At 37.2% G+C, this 19,060-nt stretch carries 17 protein-coding genes; 9 read left to right on the top strand and 8 right to left on the bottom strand.

The window, feature by feature from the left end:
* Window positions 1–81: 81 nt before the first annotated feature.
* On the top strand, window positions 82–1,332 hold the full coding sequence (locus MHH58_RS07120; protein WP_341345459.1) for a cytochrome P450: 1,251 nt from the start codon (window positions 82–84) through the stop codon (window positions 1,330–1,332).
* Window positions 1,333–1,393: 61 nt separating this feature from the next.
* Here the strand turns inward: MHH58_RS07120 and MHH58_RS07115 are convergent, their stop codons facing one another.
* Window positions 1,394–1,648 (bottom strand): hypothetical protein, encoded by a 255-nt coding sequence (locus MHH58_RS07115; RefSeq protein ID WP_341345458.1) that lies wholly within the window; start codon window positions 1,646–1,648, stop codon window positions 1,394–1,396.
* 83 nt (window positions 1,649–1,731) lie between these two features.
* Here MHH58_RS07115 and MHH58_RS07110 point away from each other — a divergent pair, with 83 nt between their 5' ends.
* Entirely contained in the window at window positions 1,732–2,313 is a 582-nt protein-coding gene (locus MHH58_RS07110) for a YdcF family protein (RefSeq protein WP_341345457.1), read from the top strand.
* Between the two features lie 147 nt (window positions 2,314–2,460).
* Here the strand turns inward: MHH58_RS07110 and MHH58_RS07105 are convergent, their stop codons facing one another.
* Window positions 2,461–3,630 (bottom strand): CDP-glycerol glycerophosphotransferase family protein, encoded by a 1,170-nt coding sequence (locus tag MHH58_RS07105; protein WP_341345456.1) that lies wholly within the window; start codon window positions 3,628–3,630, stop codon window positions 2,461–2,463.
* 183 nt (window positions 3,631–3,813) lie between these two features.
* Between MHH58_RS07105 and MHH58_RS07100 the strand changes: the two genes are divergently transcribed.
* From MHH58_RS07100 to brnQ, 3 genes are all read left to right on the top strand, one after another.
* Window positions 3,814–5,040, top strand: a complete 1,227-nt coding sequence (locus MHH58_RS07100) for a glycosyltransferase (RefSeq protein ID WP_341345455.1) — start codon at window positions 3,814–3,816, stop codon at window positions 5,038–5,040.
* Window positions 5,003–5,734, top strand: coding sequence for an HAD-IIB family hydrolase (locus MHH58_RS07095; RefSeq protein ID WP_341345454.1), 732 nt, complete (start codon window positions 5,003–5,005; stop codon window positions 5,732–5,734). The genes MHH58_RS07100 and MHH58_RS07095 overlap by 38 nt, the downstream gene beginning before the upstream one ends.
* Window positions 5,735–6,161: 427 nt before the next feature.
* Window positions 6,162–7,481, top strand: coding sequence for a branched-chain amino acid transport system II carrier protein (gene brnQ, locus MHH58_RS07090; RefSeq protein WP_341345453.1), 1,320 nt, complete (start codon window positions 6,162–6,164; stop codon window positions 7,479–7,481).
* 87 nt (window positions 7,482–7,568) lie between these two features.
* Here the strand turns inward: brnQ and MHH58_RS07085 are convergent, their stop codons facing one another.
* Window positions 7,569–8,996 (bottom strand): NAD-dependent epimerase/dehydratase family protein, encoded by a 1,428-nt coding sequence (locus tag MHH58_RS07085; RefSeq protein ID WP_341345452.1) that lies wholly within the window; start codon window positions 8,994–8,996, stop codon window positions 7,569–7,571.
* 66 nt (window positions 8,997–9,062) lie between these two features.
* Window positions 9,063–9,623, bottom strand: coding sequence for a CDP-glycerol glycerophosphotransferase family protein (locus tag MHH58_RS07080; RefSeq protein ID WP_341345451.1), 561 nt, complete (start codon window positions 9,621–9,623; stop codon window positions 9,063–9,065).
* A 533-nt stretch (window positions 9,624–10,156) separates the two neighbouring features.
* On the opposite strand from MHH58_RS07080, the gene MHH58_RS07075 reads away from it, so the two are divergent.
* The 3 genes from MHH58_RS07075 (at window position 10,157) to MHH58_RS07065 (ending at window position 13,392) form a co-directional block, all read left to right on the top strand.
* Window positions 10,157–10,330, top strand: coding sequence for an HAD family hydrolase (locus tag MHH58_RS07075; protein WP_341346094.1), 174 nt, complete (start codon window positions 10,157–10,159; stop codon window positions 10,328–10,330).
* Between the two features lie 170 nt (window positions 10,331–10,500).
* A complete protein-coding gene (locus tag MHH58_RS07070; protein ID WP_341345450.1) occupies window positions 10,501–12,162 on the top strand; it encodes a glutathione ABC transporter substrate-binding protein in 1,662 nt (553 codons plus the stop codon).
* A gap of 51 nt (window positions 12,163–12,213) precedes the next feature.
* Window positions 12,214–13,392 (top strand): M24 family metallopeptidase, encoded by a 1,179-nt coding sequence (locus tag MHH58_RS07065; RefSeq protein ID WP_341345449.1) that lies wholly within the window; start codon window positions 12,214–12,216, stop codon window positions 13,390–13,392.
* Window positions 13,393–14,019: 627 nt separating this feature from the next.
* Here the strand turns inward: MHH58_RS07065 and MHH58_RS07060 are convergent.
* Window positions 14,020–14,808 (bottom strand): hypothetical protein, encoded by a 789-nt coding sequence (locus MHH58_RS07060; protein WP_341345448.1) that lies wholly within the window; start codon window positions 14,806–14,808, stop codon window positions 14,020–14,022.
* A 649-nt stretch (window positions 14,809–15,457) separates the two neighbouring features.
* Between MHH58_RS07060 and MHH58_RS07055 the strand changes: the two genes are divergently transcribed.
* Window positions 15,458–15,952, top strand: a complete 495-nt coding sequence (locus MHH58_RS07055) for a hypothetical protein (RefSeq protein ID WP_341345447.1) — start codon at window positions 15,458–15,460, stop codon at window positions 15,950–15,952.
* Window positions 15,953–16,144: 192 nt separating this feature from the next.
* On the opposite strand, the gene MHH58_RS07050 is transcribed toward MHH58_RS07055, so the two are convergent.
* The 3 genes from MHH58_RS07050 to MHH58_RS07040 all read right to left on the bottom strand — a co-directional run bounded on the left by MHH58_RS07050 (window position 16,145) and on the right by MHH58_RS07040 (window position 18,981).
* On the bottom strand, window positions 16,145–17,107 hold the full coding sequence (locus MHH58_RS07050) for an RES family NAD+ phosphorylase (protein WP_341345446.1): 963 nt from the start codon (window positions 17,105–17,107) through the stop codon (window positions 16,145–16,147).
* Between the two features lie 110 nt (window positions 17,108–17,217).
* On the bottom strand, window positions 17,218–18,168 hold the full coding sequence (locus MHH58_RS07045; RefSeq protein ID WP_341345445.1) for a sce7725 family protein: 951 nt from the start codon (window positions 18,166–18,168) through the stop codon (window positions 17,218–17,220).
* Window positions 18,169–18,183: 15 nt separating this feature from the next.
* The gene (locus MHH58_RS07040) at window positions 18,184–18,981 is read right to left on the bottom strand and encodes a sce7726 family protein (protein WP_341345444.1); all 798 of its coding nucleotides are present in this window, start codon (window positions 18,979–18,981) and stop codon (window positions 18,184–18,186) included.
* Between the last annotated feature and the right edge of the window lie 79 nt (window positions 18,982–19,060).

Below are 19,060 nucleotides of genomic sequence, written 5' to 3'. Positions count from 1 at the left end.
ACTTTATGGAAAATAAGATAAAAGGTGTAAAGAATTTAACTTAGGGTAAACACAACTAAGATAAATTTTAGGAGTGTTTAAATGAATTCAAATATGCCAAAGGATTCTGGTTTCGACAAGACTTTAAGCGTTCTTAAAGAGGGTTACGAGTTCGTCATGAATCGTGACAAGGAGTTGGACACAAACATTTTCGAAACGCGTATCCTCGGTGAAAAGACGATCTGTCTCACAGGCAGTGAACAGGCTGAACTGTTTTACGACACCACCCGCTTCAGACGCAGTGATGCTGCTCCCGCCAGAGTACAAAAGACGCTCTTCGGCGAAGGCGGCGTCCAGGGTCTCGACGGTGATGCGCACAAAAATCGTAAAGCGATGTTCATGTCTTTAATGGATAACAAGGCCATGGATGAGATTGAGGATTTGACAGAGAAATACTGGCACGAATTTTTTGCGGAAATTAATTGGAACGATACTGTGGAGTTATACGAAGCAGCGAAGGTAGTACTTCTGCAGGTTGCCTGCGACTGGGTCGGTGTTTCGCTGGAAGATGAAGATCTTAGATCTCGTGCGAAACAGATTTCCGATTTATACGAGTCGCCTGCAGCGCTCGGAATCCAGCACTGGAAAGGGCGTAAATCACGGTCTGAGGCTGAGGACTGGATTCAGGGGCTTATTGAAGGTGTGCGTAATGGTGAGATTGAAGCGGATAAAGACAGAGCGCTCTATCAGTTCGCTATGCACAAAGATTTAGACGGCGAGCTTTTAGATTCTCAGATTGCGACAGTGGAGCTTTTAAATCTTATCCGTCCGATTAATGCCATCAGCGTCTGGGTCGCTATGATAGGTCTTGCTCTTCATGAGCATCCGGAGGCAGCAGAAAAACTGCAGGATGCCAATCAAGAGCAGCTCGAATGGTTCATTCAGGAAGTCAGACGTTATTATCCTTTCTTCCCGGTCGCAGTCGCACGTGTGGCGATTGATTTCGAATGGCAGGGCTATGAGTTTAAGGAGGGGACTTTAACGCTCTTGGACTTATACGGTACCAACCGTCATCCTGATGACTGGTCAGAGCCTGAAGTATTTTCTCCGGAGCGGTTTGAAGGCTGGCAGCAGACACCGTTTAACTTTATTCCGCAGGGCGGTGGATCTTATGACTTCGGTCACCGCTGTGCAGGGGAGTTTATCACCATAGTCGTCATGCGGACAACACTCGACTTTCTGGTCAATCACTTGGAATTCGAAGTGCCGGACCAGGATTTCAGCTTTGAATACAACGATATTCCAGCTGTGCCGAATGACAAAGTAAAAATAAAACCGACGCGTTTAAAATAACTGAAATAATCAACTGAAATTGAATGGAGAAGGATGGGGGAAAATATTAACCCCCATCCTTTTATGGAATAATTTCATTTAATAATTGACCGTACATACCAATATTATTCTCAGATAAGAGATGACCGTAATTTTTAAGAATGATTCTTTCAGTTTTCCATCCCTGATCTCTGTAAAATCTTTCACCTTGTTTGCTTGCTGCCAATGCATTGAACGGGTTGTCATCACTAGAATCCCCGGTATCATTCTCTCCAATAAACCAGGTTATAGGGAAGCTTCCATCAATTACATCTTCTTTTCTAAGTGATTCATTCAATTCTCATCAGACTTTACTTTCTATTTAAGTTATATGTGCTATTATAATGCTTATTAATGAATCAAGACAATTGGGAGATAACCATGAAAATAAGAATAATAGTCATCATCATATGTATTGTTTTAATGCTGATGGTGACATCAGTCATAGACAGCTTTAATCATAATGAAACAGACACACCAGAAAAAGCGGATGTCATTATTATGCTCGGAGGCGGAGATAAGGGCCGCATGGAAAAAGCGGCCGAACTCTATTATGAAGGCTACGCGGACTATGTCATCATTACACCGGAGAGCGAGGATATCTACCCGCAGAGTACAGCATTTGCTGTGGAGCTCGGTATTCCTGGGGATGCTATTATAGAAGAATATGAAGCAACGAGTACTTATACTAACGCAGTTGAGTCATTCAAGATTATGGATGAACACAGCTTTGACAGTGCCTTAGTTGTCACCAGCGACTATCACCTGAAGCGGTCCAAACTGATTTACGACAGAGTCAGTGACGGGCAGTACGACTTGAAATATATCGCAGCCCTTGGTGCAGGCGGTGAAAAGTGGAGCGAAAGATCTTATGCAGACAGAATCTGGTTCAGTGAATTTTACAAGCTGTGGGGATACCGGCTCGGTTTGTACAACTTTATAGATGTGCCGGACGCGGAATGATTGTTACAGTAAGAAGTGTCCAGTCATTTTAAGTGAATCGTATTAAATAAAATGGTGAATCGTAAAGTTTCCAGGCTGTTAATACAGATTGGAACTTCGGCGATTCACCTTTTTACTGTTCAGAGCCGATGATTTTACTTTTGTTCATCAGGGACCAATGACCTTATCCGCCAGACGTTTACAGTTTTCCTGGTCAAAATAATCGAAGTAAGCATCTGCTTTTTTATAGAAGGGGTTAGCTGGTGCTTCTGTCACAATATGCTTCAGTAAATCCATAACTTCTTCTGTATTGACTGCTTTATAGCCGTATAAGTCCTTATCGAGATCGAGATAAGTGCCGCGTTCCGCTTCCAGTGTCTCCTGATCAAACATATAAAAGATAATCGGTTTATTCTGATAGAGAAAATCCCAGGATACACTTGAATAATCTGTTAAGAGCATATCCGCTTCAATCACTTCATCTTTAATCGAAACGTCATCAAAGGTCTCAAATGAAATGCTGCTGCCGCCTTTTAAACTTTTAAAATGGTCTTCATAGTTTTTCATAAAAGGATGTAAAACGACTTTAATATTCAGATTACAGGTTTCAATCAGTGCTTTCAGTCCAGGCGTGTTTAACAGGGTCTTCATGCTTTTAAAGTAATCACTCTCTATAAATTCTTCCTCGCTCAGGTCAAGCAGCCATTCCCGCCAGGTCATCATCAGCAGAATATTTTTAACCTGTTTAGCCGGATGATCTGTTGTCAGACGGTCAAAACGCGCCATGCCTGTCGTAATTAATTTCTTCTCTGGAAATTTCCAGCCCTTTAATTTAATATTCCGTTCGTATCCGGACGCGCAGTTAAAGAAGTCCGTCCGGCGGAGGAGCGGTTTATCTTCTTTTTGAATTAAAATCTTTTTAAACCCTTCAATGCCGTGGCTAATATGGGTCATCACTGTTTTTTTATTCAGGTGGATATAATTTTCAATATCCGGTGCCAGGTCATAAATAATCGAGTGGCCGTGGAAGGTATAGTCCGCTCTGAAAAACAATAAGTAATTTTTAAAACTGCCAAGCTTTACTGCATTTGGAATATTCTCTTCCCGGACGCAGCTGAATTTTTTATCATACATCCAGTAAGTCTTGACGGCCGGACGGTTTTCAACCATGTATGTATGAAAAACCGACGCATTGTCTTCGTATTTTTCTCCCAGGTTTCCGCCAATCAGTACGATGGGCGTTTTGTTTTTCGGCAGCAGGCTCGCAATCCATCGTGCGGTATTTATCTTAAATTTGATTAAGAGCGATTCGTGCCATTTGTATGTTTTTAACTTCATCCTTATCTTCCCCTCTGAATTTTTCATCTTTGTTGATTGTCCCTATTTATACCCATATCCCTAGCGTTTTACTCTGCTTTTGTTTAAACAGCAGTATTAAGGGTATTTACATAGTTAACAATATTGAGATAAATTTTTACATTGTCTTATAAGAGGTCTTAGTATTAGAGGGGGGAAGGTCAAATGAATGTAAAAAAAATATTATTTATATCAGACCACGGGGATCCGCTTGCTGAGCTCGGGGGAGAGCAGGCGGGCGGCCAGAACAACTATGTGAAACGGCTGGCGACTTCTCTCAGCAAAAGGAAACTCCAGATAGATGTTGTCACTCACTGGAGCAATGACTCTGCACCGCGGATTGAAACGTTCGGCAAAGATAAGTCCTGCCGGGTAATCCGCATCGCCGCAGGCAGGAAAGGTTTTGTGCCAAAGGCGGAGATCGCAGATCTTCTTGATGATTTTTATTCAGAAATGAAAGTTTTGCTTAACTTAGAAGAATATGATGTGATTCACAGTCATTACTGGATGTCCGGTCTTCTCGGACTCGCTGTGAAAGAGGAATTCGGCATTCCGCTTGTCCATACATCCCACTCCCTTGGTATTGCCAAAGCTGCAGCGACAGGGGTACGTGAGGAAAGACGCCTGAAGGCTGAAAGAAAAATTCTTAGAAATGCGGATCGTGTTATAGCGACAACACCGACTGAAAAAGTACTGATTGGAGAGTTTGCAGGACCAGAAACAGCTGTGTCTGTCATTCCTATCGGCGTGGCGAAAATATTTGAAAAAATCCGGCTCAGAAAACCGCCTGTCCAGCCGACTTTTGTCTACGCGGGACGCTTTGCAGAGACTAAAGGTTTGTTTACGCTTCTCGAAGCGTTTCAAAATCTGGTCAAAGAAGGACAGGCAGCGGAACTTATTCTTGCAGGGGGAGATGAAGATGATATTGATCCAAAAACGCACTTACCTGTCATTTCTGACCTCTGTGAAGCCGTTCAGGGTATTGAAGACAGAGTGACTTTTCTTGGACCGCAATCGCAAAAAGAACTAGCTTCTTTGTTTTCTAAGGCAACCGCAGTCGTTGTGCCGTCTTATTATGAATCGTTTGGCATGGTGGCCGCGGAAGCGCAGGCGTGCGGGACACCGGTAATTGCTTCTGAAGTCGGCGGACTGCAGGATGTGGTCCGGGACGGACAAACTGGAATACTTGTCCCGCCTGAAGATGCCAAAGCACTTGCCGGGGCAATGTGTACATTGGCAAAAGAAGGGCACTTTGCAAAAGACCTGGGAGAAGGCGCCTTAAAACGCGGGGCACTGTTATTTACCTGGCCGTCTATCGCAAGGTTAATGAAAGACTTATACGAGGTGATTGCTGATGAAGAATATACTCCATCTCTTAGCGACGGATCTTGACGGGACTTTTGTCGGGGATCAAAATAGCTTAAAGCGGCTTTTATCCCATTATGAAACACTGACAGAACCGGTATCCCTTGCTTATATTACAGGGCGGCACCGGGCTTCGGTTGCCCAGCTGATTTACGAAGAATCACTGCCCACTCCGGATTTTTTGATTACTGACGTCGGGACAGTCATCTATGCAGGTCCCCATTTTGAAGAAGATGAAGAGTGGAAAAAGAAAATGTCAAAAGAATGGCATCCGGAGCAAATTTTAAAAACCGCAGAAAATATTCCCGGCCTGACATGCCAGGATTTACCGAATAAGAGACGCGTATCGTTTTATTCCGAAGGATCACGTCCTGCTAAGGTGCTACAAAAAGCACTTCTAAAAAACGGGATTCCTCACAATTTTATCTTCAGTTCAAACAGAGATGTGGATATATTGCCAAAAGGCGGCGGAAAGGGCGAAGCGCTTAAATTTTTAATAAAAAAATATGCAGATAAAGAAGCAGATATCCTTGTGGCCGGCGATTCTGGCAATGACCTGGATATGCTGCAGGCAGGTTACCCCGCTGTCATTGTGTCAAATGCCCGTCCGGAGCTTGCCGCAATAACAGGAAGTGAAAAACTCTTTCGTGCATCTTATCCGTATGCCGAAGGCATACTGGAAGCATGGCAGCATTTTTACGGAAACAAAGAGAGATTATAAGAATATTAAATAAATGTGCTTCTCTTAAAATGGATGACTGATTACAGGGATCCATTTTAGGAGAGGTACTTTTTTGTTTAAGAAATGATGATTTCAGATATACCAAATAAACCATCTAAGGTAATGCTATTGGTCAGGATATGTATAACTTCCCATTTTTAATCATATTATATGATATTTTGCACTGATTTAGGCGATAACTTGTACTATAATGGAGAAGCTTCAATAAAATCGGTGTTGTTCTTATTTCATTGTGTACTGTACCTGTACATAATCAATCATATTTCTGGTCTGTCTGCTGAGAACGGTACGGCTTTTTTGGGTTTTGATGGGAAAACAGGCCAGATGCTAAGCGTGTCAAAATCTCACAGTATTTATGAGAATTTGGACACTGTAATTATTTAAATAAAGTTCAGGAGGCTTTATAATGAGTCGAATCAATGTTTTATTTATAGGATTCATGCTTTTTTCTTTATTTTTTGGCGCTGGCAATCTTATTTTCCCGCCTCTGTTAGGCTGGGAATCCGGGGACAATTTTGGGCCTGCGATTACAGGTTTTCTCATCACAGGTGTTCTTTTACCGTTTATGGCCGTCATGGCTGTAGCACTGGAAGATAACGGTTTAATCTCCATGGGCAGCCGTGTGCATCATATTTTCGGTATCGTCTTTGCTATCATTATCTACCTTTCTATTGGTGCTTTTTATGGAATTCCCCGTGCTTCCAGCGTGGCTTATGAATTAGGTTTCCAGCAGATTTTTAAAATTGATGATAGATTTGGCATTTTTGTATTTTCACTGATATTTTTCACTATTACATATTTAATCAGTTTAAATCCTAAAAAAATTGTGAACCGCATCGGGCAATATCTGACGCCTCTTTTACTGCTTGTTTTAGCTGTACTTGTCATCCAATCTTTTATGACATTTGAGAACGTTTCCACACCAGCTGCTGGAAAGTACGCATCGGCGCCTCTGGTTACCGGAATCCTGGAAGGATATTTCACGATGGATGCGGTCGCAGCTCTGGCGTTCGGAATCGTCATTATCAATGCGTTGAAAGATAAAGGTGCAGCATCCAAAAAGGAGCTTGTCAAGGGGACGCTTGTCTCTGCTCTTGTAGCCGGTACAGGTCTCGTTGCAGTTTACTTTTCTTTAGGCTGGATTGGCCGTGTGATCCCGGGAGAGACCAGCTTTCAAAACGGCGCAGAAATCTTAACCTCTGCATCAGGTATCTTATTTGTTACCAGCGGCAATATTTTGTTTGGTCTTATCGTTATGCTCGCATGTCTCACCACATGCGTCGGACTCATCAATGCCTGCTCAAGTTTTTTTAACGAAATTTATCCAAGGCTGTCTTATTCCCGCTATGTTACTATTTTTGTCATCATTGGGTTACTGGTATCCAACTTAGGCTTAAATATGATTTTGCATGTGGCAGTGCCTTTATTGAGTTTCATCTATCCTATCGCTATTATGCTGATTGTTCTCAGTTTGTTAGAGCATATTACCGGAAAGAGCAAAACAATGTTCCAGCTTGCGGTAGCTGTGACAGCTTTCTATGCACTGTATGAAGCACTGGTCAGCATCGGGTTTGAACTGGAATTCCTCACCGGTCTATTGGATATCGCTCCCTTCTTTGAACAGGGACTCGGCTGGGTGCTTCCCGGCTTTCTTGCAGCCATGATCGGTTACGGAATAGATATAATTAAGAACAAGCCCGTCGATGAATCCCGGCAGAATCAGTAATTATAAAATAAGTATGATTACAGTCAGCGCTTTACCTTTAAGCCGATAAAAATGAGCCTGGCAATGACCAGACTCATCTGTAAAATATTAATTCGACGTCGGACTGGAAGCGTATTTTGCATATTTGGAATCTAAGGTATTCGCAAGTATGGCCGTTTCAAAGCCGAAGGCGCGCATGACTAAAAGATGGACTTTCGCCTGGGTCAGCGTATAGACAAACCACGGCAGGGTCGGTTCATATTCATGAATCGCGACCAGCACTTCGTTCGTATCAAGAATTCTTCTGAACTCCAGGCGCGCCCGGCCGTCTTTTCTTTCCTGAGAAAACCTGCCGCCCTTAATATAGTAGAGAATCCGGTCTTCATACGATCGTTCTTCCGAGCGTTCCAGTATCAGAATCGGATTGTTAAAGAAGGGCAGAGTTATGGACGTTTCAGCATCCTGGACCTGTGTGGTAATAAACTTGCCACCGATCCTCGATAGCCAGTTGACATAGTAATCAGCCGTGTCATCGATGGACCACTGTTCAGGAATCCGGATACGCTGGACGGATTTCACATCATTTTTCTCAAGATCTTTTTTACTCACAAACTCCGGAGCAGACGGAGTATTTTGATCCATTTCGCCGTCGAGCGCAATACGGATACTCTCTTTAAAGGTTGTCGGCGCATTAGAAATCCCTTCGACATAATTCTTTTTGCTCATGACCATATTATGCGTCAGACTTTCAAGTAACGGATAGACCATTTCTTTTGGTTTCTGGGCAATCAGCCGTACCCATAACTTCGACAGGAAGATTGGAATAATTGGCAAATCCATCATCGGCAGTTTTTTGCCGACTACTTCAGCGGTTTCCTGAAACAGCTCTTTATAAGTTTTTTCTTCAGGGCCGCCGATATCGATGGATTCATTTACTTTCGGCTGACGTTTGACCACTTTGGATAAGCCGGTAATTACATCTTTAAGTGCAACCGGATGCGTGCGGTTATATGCCCAGACCGGCAATACTAAAGCCGGCAGCCGTTTCACCAGATTATAGAGAATCGGGAAGGATGAGCCTTTCGGTCCGACAATGAGTCCTGCTCTTAAGGTGGAGACGGGAATGCCGTAAGAACCGAGAATTTTTTCACACTCCAGACGGCTGGATAAGTGTTCCGACAGCTTTTCATCGTCCGGAATAATACCGCTTAAGTAGATAATCCGCTTCACACCTTTTCGTTTCGCTGCCCATGCAAAATTATCTGCAAGTATTGCGTCCATATCTTTAAACTTCGCCTGGGAGAGTTTGGAAGACGGCTGCATGGAGTGGACTAAATATATCGCAATATCAATATCTTCCATTACATTTTCTATATCAATCTGAGAATATAAATCCGCTTCTTTCCAGGTGACATTCTTTTCATCTTTTTTATTTTTTGTATTTCTGGAGATCGCCACAATATCGTAGTCTTCTTTTAAACTCTTCAGTAAATTTCCGCCGATATAACCCGACGCTCCGGTTAACAGTATTTTCATGTGTTCACTCCTTAAATTTAATATTTAACACTTATACCCGTATTTTTACAGAACAGTCTTTATAGCTTACACTTTTGGTCCGAGCACCTTATCTGCCAGCCGGCGGCAGTTTTCCTGGTCAAAGTAATCAAAGTAATCGCCTGCTTTTTCATAGAAGGGATTGGCCGGCGCCTGTGTCACAATATACTCCAGTAAATCGAAGACTTCTTTTGTGCTTTTTGCTTTATACCCGTATAAGTCCTTATCGAGATCCAGATAAGTCCCGCGTTCTGCTTCCATCGCCTCCTGGTCAAACATATAAAATATAATCGGCTTATTCTGATAAAGAAAATCCCAGGACACACTTGTATAATCCGTTAAGAGCATATCCGCTTCAATGACTTCATCCTTAATCGACACGTCATCAAAAGTCACAAATGAAAGGCTGCCGCTGTCTTTTAATGAAGTAAAGTGTTTTTCATACGATTTCATAAAGGGATGCAGGATGACTTTAACATTCAGTTCTTTAGATATTATCAGGTGGTTAAATTCAGGGTCGTTTAATAGGTCTGCTGTTGCATGAAGGTAATCACTTCTTATAAATTCTTCTACTGTCAGATCTAAAAGCCATTCTCTCCATGTCATCATTAAAAACTTTGTACTTTCTTGGATGGACTGTCAGTTTTGAGGCGATCAAAGCGTGCCATGGCCGTTGTGATTAATTTTTCCTCAGTAAATTTACAACTTTTAATTTTATATTCTGTTCGTAGCGAGATGCACAGGTGAAGAAGTTCGTTTGGCTGAAGAAAGTTTACCTTCTTGCAGAAATGTAATCTTTTTAAAACGTGGTTGATATGCGTCATGACCGTATGTATATTCAGATGGATATAATTTTCAATATTCGGTGCAAGGGCATAAATAATCGAATGTCTGTGGAAGGGATAGTCCGACTGAAAAAACAGCAGGTAATTTTAAAAATGCTAAGTTTCACTGCAGCTGTTAGGTTATTATGACAGCAGTGTATAATCCTCGGAAGTGTTAACACTTCATTTCTGCAGCAGGATATACTCTATACCCTTATCTTCAGCTCCAATAGAGATGTAGACATTTTGCTGGAAAGCGAAGGTAAATGCGAAACAATTAAATTTTTAAGTGAAAACTATGTTTAAAAAGAAGCCGATATCCTTGTTGCCGAGGACTCAGGCAACGATTTCACTATGCTTGAGACAGCATATCCTACAGTCATTGTAGCAAACGTTCATCCGGAACTTACTGGCATAGAAGCAAGTGACCTGCTCTATCGTGTATCACCTTCGTATGCGGCAGGTAGTTTTACGGGAACAGGATTATATTAAGAATAGTTTTTGCACCTATGATGATACATAGGTGCATTTTTTATCTAGAAATAATATTTATAAACCCGTCGGTTTTCGAAATATAAGCATTGATTTAATATTCTGAATAATATATAGTTTCTTTAAACGGAATGTTAAAACGCTTACATAAAACTAAAGGGCGGAGATCTATGAAGAGATTTTTCCAGTTTTTCATGTTAATAGCCATCGTATTTTTCGTTTCAGCATGTACCGATGACAGTGAGTCTGCAGTAGAAGGAGGGAGTCCATCAGAAGGCGGAGATTTAATCATGTCTTTCCCAACTGATATTATATCCATGGATCCTCACGGCAGTGAAGATACTCCTTCTGAACAAGTTCGCCATACTATCTACGAAGGACTGGTTACACATGATGAGAACATGGAAATTGCACCAGCGCTAGCAACAGAGTGGGAACAAATTGACGAGACAACATGGGAGTTTAGCTTACGTGAGGGGGTCACATTTCACGATGGCTCCGAATTTAACGCAGAAGTTGTAGAGGCGAATATAGACCGCTTAAAAGATATTGCAAGAGCTTCACCGAGATTGTTTATCTTAGATATGATTTCAGAAGTTAATGTAATCGATGATTACACTGTGGAAATTATTACTGAATATCCTTTTTCTCCATTACTCGGTAATTTATCTCATGGTGCCGGAAAAATGATTAGTAAAGAATTGATTGATGAAGATTATCAAAATGCTATTGACGAAGCAGAGTTAGATATTACTTTAGATGAATATTATGAACTTCGGGAAGACGGGGGTTCAGAGCACGAAGAGATTGCTTCTCAAATTGGAAATAGCACAGGTACCTTAGTCGAACAGCATCCAGTAGGTACAGGTTATTTGCAATTTGACAGCCGGACGCCTGGGGAAAGCACTACGCTTGTAGCTTATGAAGATTATTGGGATGGTGCTCCGACAATTGACTCAGCGGAATTTAAGGCAGTGTCTGAAACAAGTGCCCGAATTGCAGAATTAGAAACTGGAACTTCTGATTTCATTGCTCGTTCAGAATCAAATAACATTGACCGAATTGAATCGAATGAAAACTTAACATTAGACAAAACTGATGCCTTAGCTATTGATTATATTGGTATTAATACTGAAAAAGAGCCATTTAGCAATAAATTGGTCCGTCAGGCAATTACTCATGCTTTTAATCAAGAAGCTGTATTATCTGGTGTATTCAATGATTCTGGAACTCCGGCTATCGGAGCGCTTTCACCTGTTACATTAGGTTATGACGAAAACTTGGAACCTTTAGAATACGACATGGAGCGTGCAGCGGAGCTTTTGGCAGAAGCGGGTTATGAAGATGGTTTTGAAGCAAATATTATGATTAACGAGGATAATCCCGAACGTTTAGATACTGCAATTTGGCTCCAGGAATCTCTGGCAGACCTGAATATTGATATTAATATTCAACAAGTTGAATGGGGCGCGTATCTTGAAATGACAGGTAATGGTGAGCACGATATGTTCGTGTTAGGCTGGTCAAATCCTCCGGCTGATCCTAACCATCTGCTTTCAACTTTGTTCCATTCTGACATGATTGGTACAGCCGGCAACCGTTCTTTCTTTTCTAATGAGGAATTTGACCGCTTATTAGATGAAGGGAAACGAGAATCAGATCAAGCAGCCCGTGAACAGATTTATAAGGATGCTCAAGAGATTCTTATAGATGAAGCACCAGCTATCTTTATCAGATATCCAGAAAATCTTAATGCTTACCAAAGTAACATCAATGGATTAATTATAGATAATAATAACCTTTTAGATTTACGCAATGTCACTAGGGAGTAAATATAACGATCTATATTAACAACTCAGCTAAAAAATTAAGGGAGAGTTTATATGATATTAAAAATACCTGCTTATGAATTTCAGCAAAGACAATCCGCTTTTTTTGAAAAAGTTCAGAACTCCGGAAGTGATTGCGCAATTATATTTTCTGTCACGGATATTTTCTATCTTACAGGATTCCATTTCCATGCAACTGAAAGACCAATGGGGCTAATTATTGATACTAGAGGTAAATATCACTTATTTGTACCTGCTTTAGAACATGAACATGCTGAACATTACAGCATCATTGATAAAGTTCATTCTTATCCTGAATACCCGGGCTTAAGACATCCGATGGAATATTTGCAAGATGTTTTAACAGAATTGAACTTTGAGAATGAAAATATTGGTTATGATTCTATAGGCTATGGTTCGCCAATGGGATATAGAGGTCCAGGTATCGACACTTTAATTAATGCAAGTTCATTTGTTTCGTTATATGGGCTTATAGAAGAAATGAGATTTGTAAAATCTGAAAATGAAATTGCTCTTATTAAAGAATCGTGCAGATGGGGGAATCTGGCACATAAATTGCTGCAAAAATATACTGCAGAAGGACTGGAAGAAATTGAAGTGACAAATAGAGCTTCAATTGATGCGACCGTCGCAATGACAAATACGCTTGGACCTGAATACAAACCACATGGTAAGACCGCCTATGCAATGTATAGAGGACAAATTGGAGAAGAATCCGCATTCCCACATGCTGTTACACAAAATAAGATCTTTAAAAAAGGTGATACTTTAGTGACTGGTGCAGCTGCTGATGTTTTTGGGTATCACAGTGAACTTGAACGAGTGATGTTTGTAGGAGAATATAATAAGGAACAAGAAAAGTATTTTAATCATATGTATGAAGCTCAAGAGGTCGCATTTAAATCAATCAAAGCTGGAGAGAAATATTCTTCTGTAGAAGAGAATGTACAAAAGTATTTCAAAGAAGAAGGCATTACTCATCTCACAAAACATCATACAGGGCATAACATTGGTCTCTTGGGACATGAAGCACCATTCTTTGACTTAGGCGACGACACAATAATGGAACCGGGAATGGTCGTTACTGTGGAACCAGGTATCTATGTAAATGGCTTAGGAGGATTTAGACATTCCGATACTGTCCTGATAACAGAAAACGGAATAGAGATGCTCACTTATTATCCGAGAGATATAGATTCATTAATTTGCTAATAAATTAATATATGAGAACAACCTTAAGCTTAATCAGATTATTATCTGGTTAAGCTTTTTAGATAAGTAACTTGCTGATTATTACATCATAAAAGAAAATTAACATGAAGCTTGAACAGAGTGATTCGATATTACTGGAACACAAAGTCATATATTTGCAGAGGAACACGATATACCCACTGGTACGATTATAGAAGAATATAAAGCACCAGGCACGTACACGAATGCTACGGAGTTATTAAAGATAATGGATGAATACGGATTCGGCAGTGCCGTGTTCATTACCACTGATTATCATCTGAAGCTGTCCAAAATGATCTAAGATAGACAGAGCGACGGACATTACGATTTGAAATATATCGTAGCACTTATTCCAATGAGTAAAAATGGAACGAAAGACTCAATAAGAACAGAATATAGTTCAGTAAATTTTACAAGCTGTGGGAGGGGTATAGTTTCGGTTTATATAACTTTATAGGCATGCCGGATAAAGACAGATGTTGATACACATGTGAGGGTTCGTATGTGTATTTTTTTATGACACAATTATCAGCATGTATATTTAAAAAAAGCACTTTAACTGACTGGTGTATTTAAACTAACTAAAGGTGAATTTGAAATAAATAATTAAATATCATTTACTCTTTGATTTAAAATATTTTCAATTTTTAAATGTGTTTCATAAATATATCTATATTTTAAAATAGCAGGCTCTTCAAAATTTTGATCATCATCAGACTCTAATTTAAACTCACCTTTATTTTTGTAGATATACCTAATTCTAATTGATCTATTGTTTAAATAAACAAGGTCTCTAGCAATACCTTTATAGCCGGGATTGTATTTACTCTTTAAACTGATAGCACAATTCAATATATAATCCAAATGAGATTTATAACTGTTAATTAAACTTTCAAGTTCTTTATATTTATCAATTTCAAAGTACTTTCGAGATAAAAGTAATTGATTTTGTAATTCAATTACTAACCAGGAATAATCACTCGTTTGCTCAATTATTAATTCACCTAATTTTTTAGAATCCTCAATATTAATATCTTCAACTTTAATAAATTGTTCTTCTTTATAATATGAGAAAGCATTATTACTGTAATCATATTTAAGATTTAAAATATTAACTCTTTCGTTATCTTTTTTACTATCGAAAAATGATTCTACATAAATATTAAATTTATTATAGGCTATATAGAGGTTATTAATTGTATCTATTTCTCTATTTTTATTTTCTATATTCCAAAGGTTTTCATTATTATTTTTGGCTATGTTATTGGCAATATTACCGCTATATTTAGCCGCAAGATAAGTTGCTATGGCAGTTCCAACTACTGTAAGAATGCCAATTACTATATTTTCTAAAGGGATGCTACTATTCAAAAAGTGAAAATCAAAATGAACCATTATTAACCTCCAAGATTATTCTTCGTGTATGTAATTAAATTTTCGGGAATTTAGCACTTCAGTATATCTCTGACTTTACCAGCATGGATTTTATAATATGTTACTTACACTCAATGGATGTCTCGAAATTAAGAATATGAGTGTCATTAATTAATTATTAAACTAAATATAACAAGTCTTATGTATATATATGATTTAACTTTTCGAGTAATCTGTTTATCAAAAAAAGAGTAGAGAGTAATTATTAAAAGATACATATATTGATAAATCGTATGTGTTTTTATTTTAAGAATATATTTCCATTTAAACCTTTTATGAGCTATAAATAAACAATCTGATATAATTGAATTATCAGTTAATTAGGGGGGCTAAAGTTAAAGGTATCAGTAAGATAAAACAACTACTGTTATAAATTAAATATAGTGAGAGTAAATCAATACTACATCTTGTTGATAACGAGCATGACAGATAACAATATTCTTTAATGAAAGATACAGGGAACTTAGACTATAATTTACAAAAGATTAGTAATAATAAATTCAGTTACATGGGTTTACGCATTACTGACAGTGGACAAGATTATATTAATTCATTTGAGATAAAATAGAGGCTTAAGAAGATTATTATAAAATCATAAAGGATGGATAAAATGGATTCACATATTGTGCAGTTAGGTATGAATTTATTTGAAACTGCTGGGAGACATACTTATGGTATGATCACTGATAAAATGACATTGGCGAAAGAAAAGAAAAATTCGACTGAACAACAAATAATATATGAAGAAATTATAAATGATTTAATGCAAGATAAAAACGAACTAGAAAAATATGCACAGGAGTATAAAAGACTTTATGAGAATTTAACTATTAGTGACGAAGACATAGAACACCTTCAAGCAACACTTGAAAGAATAGCTGATATTATTTTAGATAATGGCATTGTTCCTCCGGAGAAGAGTGTAGATACTAGAACTGTAATTGAATTATTTAATAAGGACACGTTAAAAACTGCCCAGTTATTAGGTTTCAATTATAAAGAAGCAATCGGGATTCCACTAACAGAAGTCAGCTCTTCATTTATAAGATCAAATTGGGTTTCGGAAGATAAGTCGTCAGATAAAAGAAAGAAAAAGAGCAAATAAGATTTAAATCATTTCAACCTATAAAAAAGATCCGATCTTATGATTTTAGGGCTGGATCTTTTTCTAAGACGACCACCCGATTAAGGGCAGTGAGAAATCGATTGACTTCTCTTTTCTTAATCTCATTTGGTTAATAATTATCATACTTATTTATCCGTAATATTTTGTATGAGTTCTTAAAACTTCTTAAAACTAGCTATGAGTATATAGAAGAGATTGGATATATCTTTTTTCTAAATCTATGCATTCTATAGTATCAGGTTCAAATAACATTAGATTGTGCCCATCGCCTAATGTACTATCAAAAATAATTCCATCATATCTTTCTTCATTCTGTAAACCTAAACTCTTTATAAAATCTACTATAAACTGAGTAGGTAAATAATCTAATTTGGTATCAATACTGCTTATAGGCTTAGAGATAGCTGTTATCATTTCATTTAAAATATCAATATTGATAGCGAATTTTGTAACTTCTTGCATTTCGAAAACATCAATATTATTTACTAACCTGAAATCAATGACTTTTAATTCTTTTCTAATAGGGAACCTTCCTACGTATACTTCATCACTTTTGTTTGGTTGGATTTCACTTATAGCTGTAAGAGTATCATTTCCTAAATAAAGATGGCTGACTCCTTCGGCATTAGCACGTCCTGCAGTAGCCTTTTCTTTTGGTGGTGCACTCATTTCATCTTTAGTTAATACTTCACCATTTGAGTTTCTAGCTCGATAGTAATCTACATCATGTATGGTATCAGTCAACAATGATAGAAAATATTTTAATACATCATAATTTACGTAATTTGAATGAAAACGTATCTCGTGTTTGATATGAATCAAAAATTCATCCCATGATTTACCTTTTAGAATAGAGTTCTTTTCCATATAATCATCGTTTATAAATTCAAATATACCAACTTGACCATTTAATAATTCAAGTTTTTTAGGATAGTTATTTTTAAGAAGAGATTCAAGAAATCGATGTATATCTGTATCAGTATGGAAGTTGAAGATATTCCATTTGTTTTTCAGTTCTGTTTTTAAGGCAAAAAGATCATAATTAGGATAACCATTTGAAATTAGTGTATCATCTTTACTAAAAACGTTTAGCAATTCGTTGAATTTACTATCTAATCCATTATTTTTCTCCATATTGTAAACAAGAACCTCTGTACTTTTACAAAAATCACAATTTCCTTCTTCATTAAAGTTCCTTATAAATGATCTAAGTACTTCAGAGTTAAAGCACATTTCACAACAAATCATAATAGTTCTTCCCCATCTAATATTGTCTCTACTAATTCAATATGATGCATTATACAAAGTTTTTTGAGTGTTGGTAGTCCCGGATAAGTTCCCAATTTATAATGTTCGAGTAATGTTTGAAGACCAAGAGTATCTAATCTGCTATCCTGAGGTTTAGATTCATACCATATATTTAATTTTTTTGCTGCTTCGTTGAACTTACCAGCAGGGTTACTGATATCATCATTTGTATCAGAAACAAAATGGATTATATTAAAACTATTATCATCATTTGGATATACAATATGTATTGCTACAGCATATGGAGCAAAGCCACCTTCGTTAAACTCTTTTCCAACTATTGAATAATCAGAAAAACCTATATAACCTTCATCTTTGTAATATAAATGTTCTTCGGAGAAAAATTCGTCCTCATAATCCTCATAGTCTCTATTTCTTAATTGTCTATTAAATTTATCTTCAAGAATAATCAAGTTTTGACCATTTAATTTTCTTTTAAATGAGCGGTCGTCTGGAATAAAGTTATATTTTGGTGGCATACTTTCAAAAATGTCAGAATATGAATCCATAAGTGAACGTTCTGAATGCAGTAATGCAATTTCTTCTCTGGTAATTCCATAATTATCTTCAATTTCTAAAATCTCTTCTTCAGAATCTTTATTTAAGTAATGTCCTATTAATACAGCAGGGCTTTGAATAATCTTTAAAAACTCATCATTCAAAGATTCTATATTTAAGTCTCCTTCAAGAGATCCTACCTTCGGATTGACAATAATTATTAATTTAGCGGACTTATTCTCGAATTCTGCCACAGTTGATTTTAATGTGGGACTGATTTTTACGGGTTCTATTATTGGAATAATTTTTTCTGTTATACAATCTTCTGATTTCAAATCTCTAATAGCTAAGAGGTCATACTGTCTGCCTCTTAATAACGGAAAATACATGTCTAAAAACCTCCATTAATATATCTTATTCAGTAAATCAGTATAATTTTTATCTGAAAGGTTGGCGGAATAAATTAACCAATTTACTTCTTTAGGTATTTTTTCTATATAATTTGTAGGATTCGGTAGATATCTTTTTTTGATAGTCTTTAAAACCTCTTTTTGAGCCTTTGTTTTTTCAAGCAGTTTGAAATAATAAAAGTAATTATCAAAATGATCTACAGGTCTAATGTTATCTGGGACATCATAATATTTCATAATCAAATTTTGATATTCATTCTTTCGTAAAAGCTTAAATAACGTTAAATAATCTAAATCATCATTATTGATAATTGATTTTCTTTTTATAGACAGACGATTTCTATTTGTTAATACGATAATACCTATATTTTTATAATACTTACTTATTGTTTTATAAACAGGATAATAATATTGTTCTGTCGTTACTATATATACATGAGAAAACACCTTATAATAATCTGAGATTTGATAAACAAGTCTGTCAAGATTATCTAAGTCTGTTTTAATTTCATAAACAATACTATTTAAATTATTAATAATGACAAAGTCAGGTTTTGATTTAGCCACTTTAATCTCGCTTAAAGCAACTGCGGTATTGAGGCTATAGTTTCTTAAAAAGATATTGTTGAACAAAGTATTTTTAAAAAAATACTCATTCCTATACTCATTTTCCAAACTAATATAGTGTTGTTCTACGTTCTGGATGAACATACTCTTATTAAACTCTGGTTCATTTAATATATTAAAAATATTTTTCTTAGTAAAATATGCTTTATAGTCTAAATAATTCAAAAAACCTCACGCTTTCATAAATCTTTATACTAGCTAAGTATATCTTAAATTATATTTAATTGAAATTTATTCAAGTACA

The organism is Jeotgalicoccus sp. FSL K6-3177 (assembly GCF_038050175.1).
Lineage (GTDB): Bacteria > Bacillota > Bacilli > Staphylococcales > Salinicoccaceae > Jeotgalicoccus > Jeotgalicoccus nanhaiensis.
Note: the sequence above shows the minus strand (reverse complement) of the source record. Positions and strands in the feature narration are given on the sequence as shown.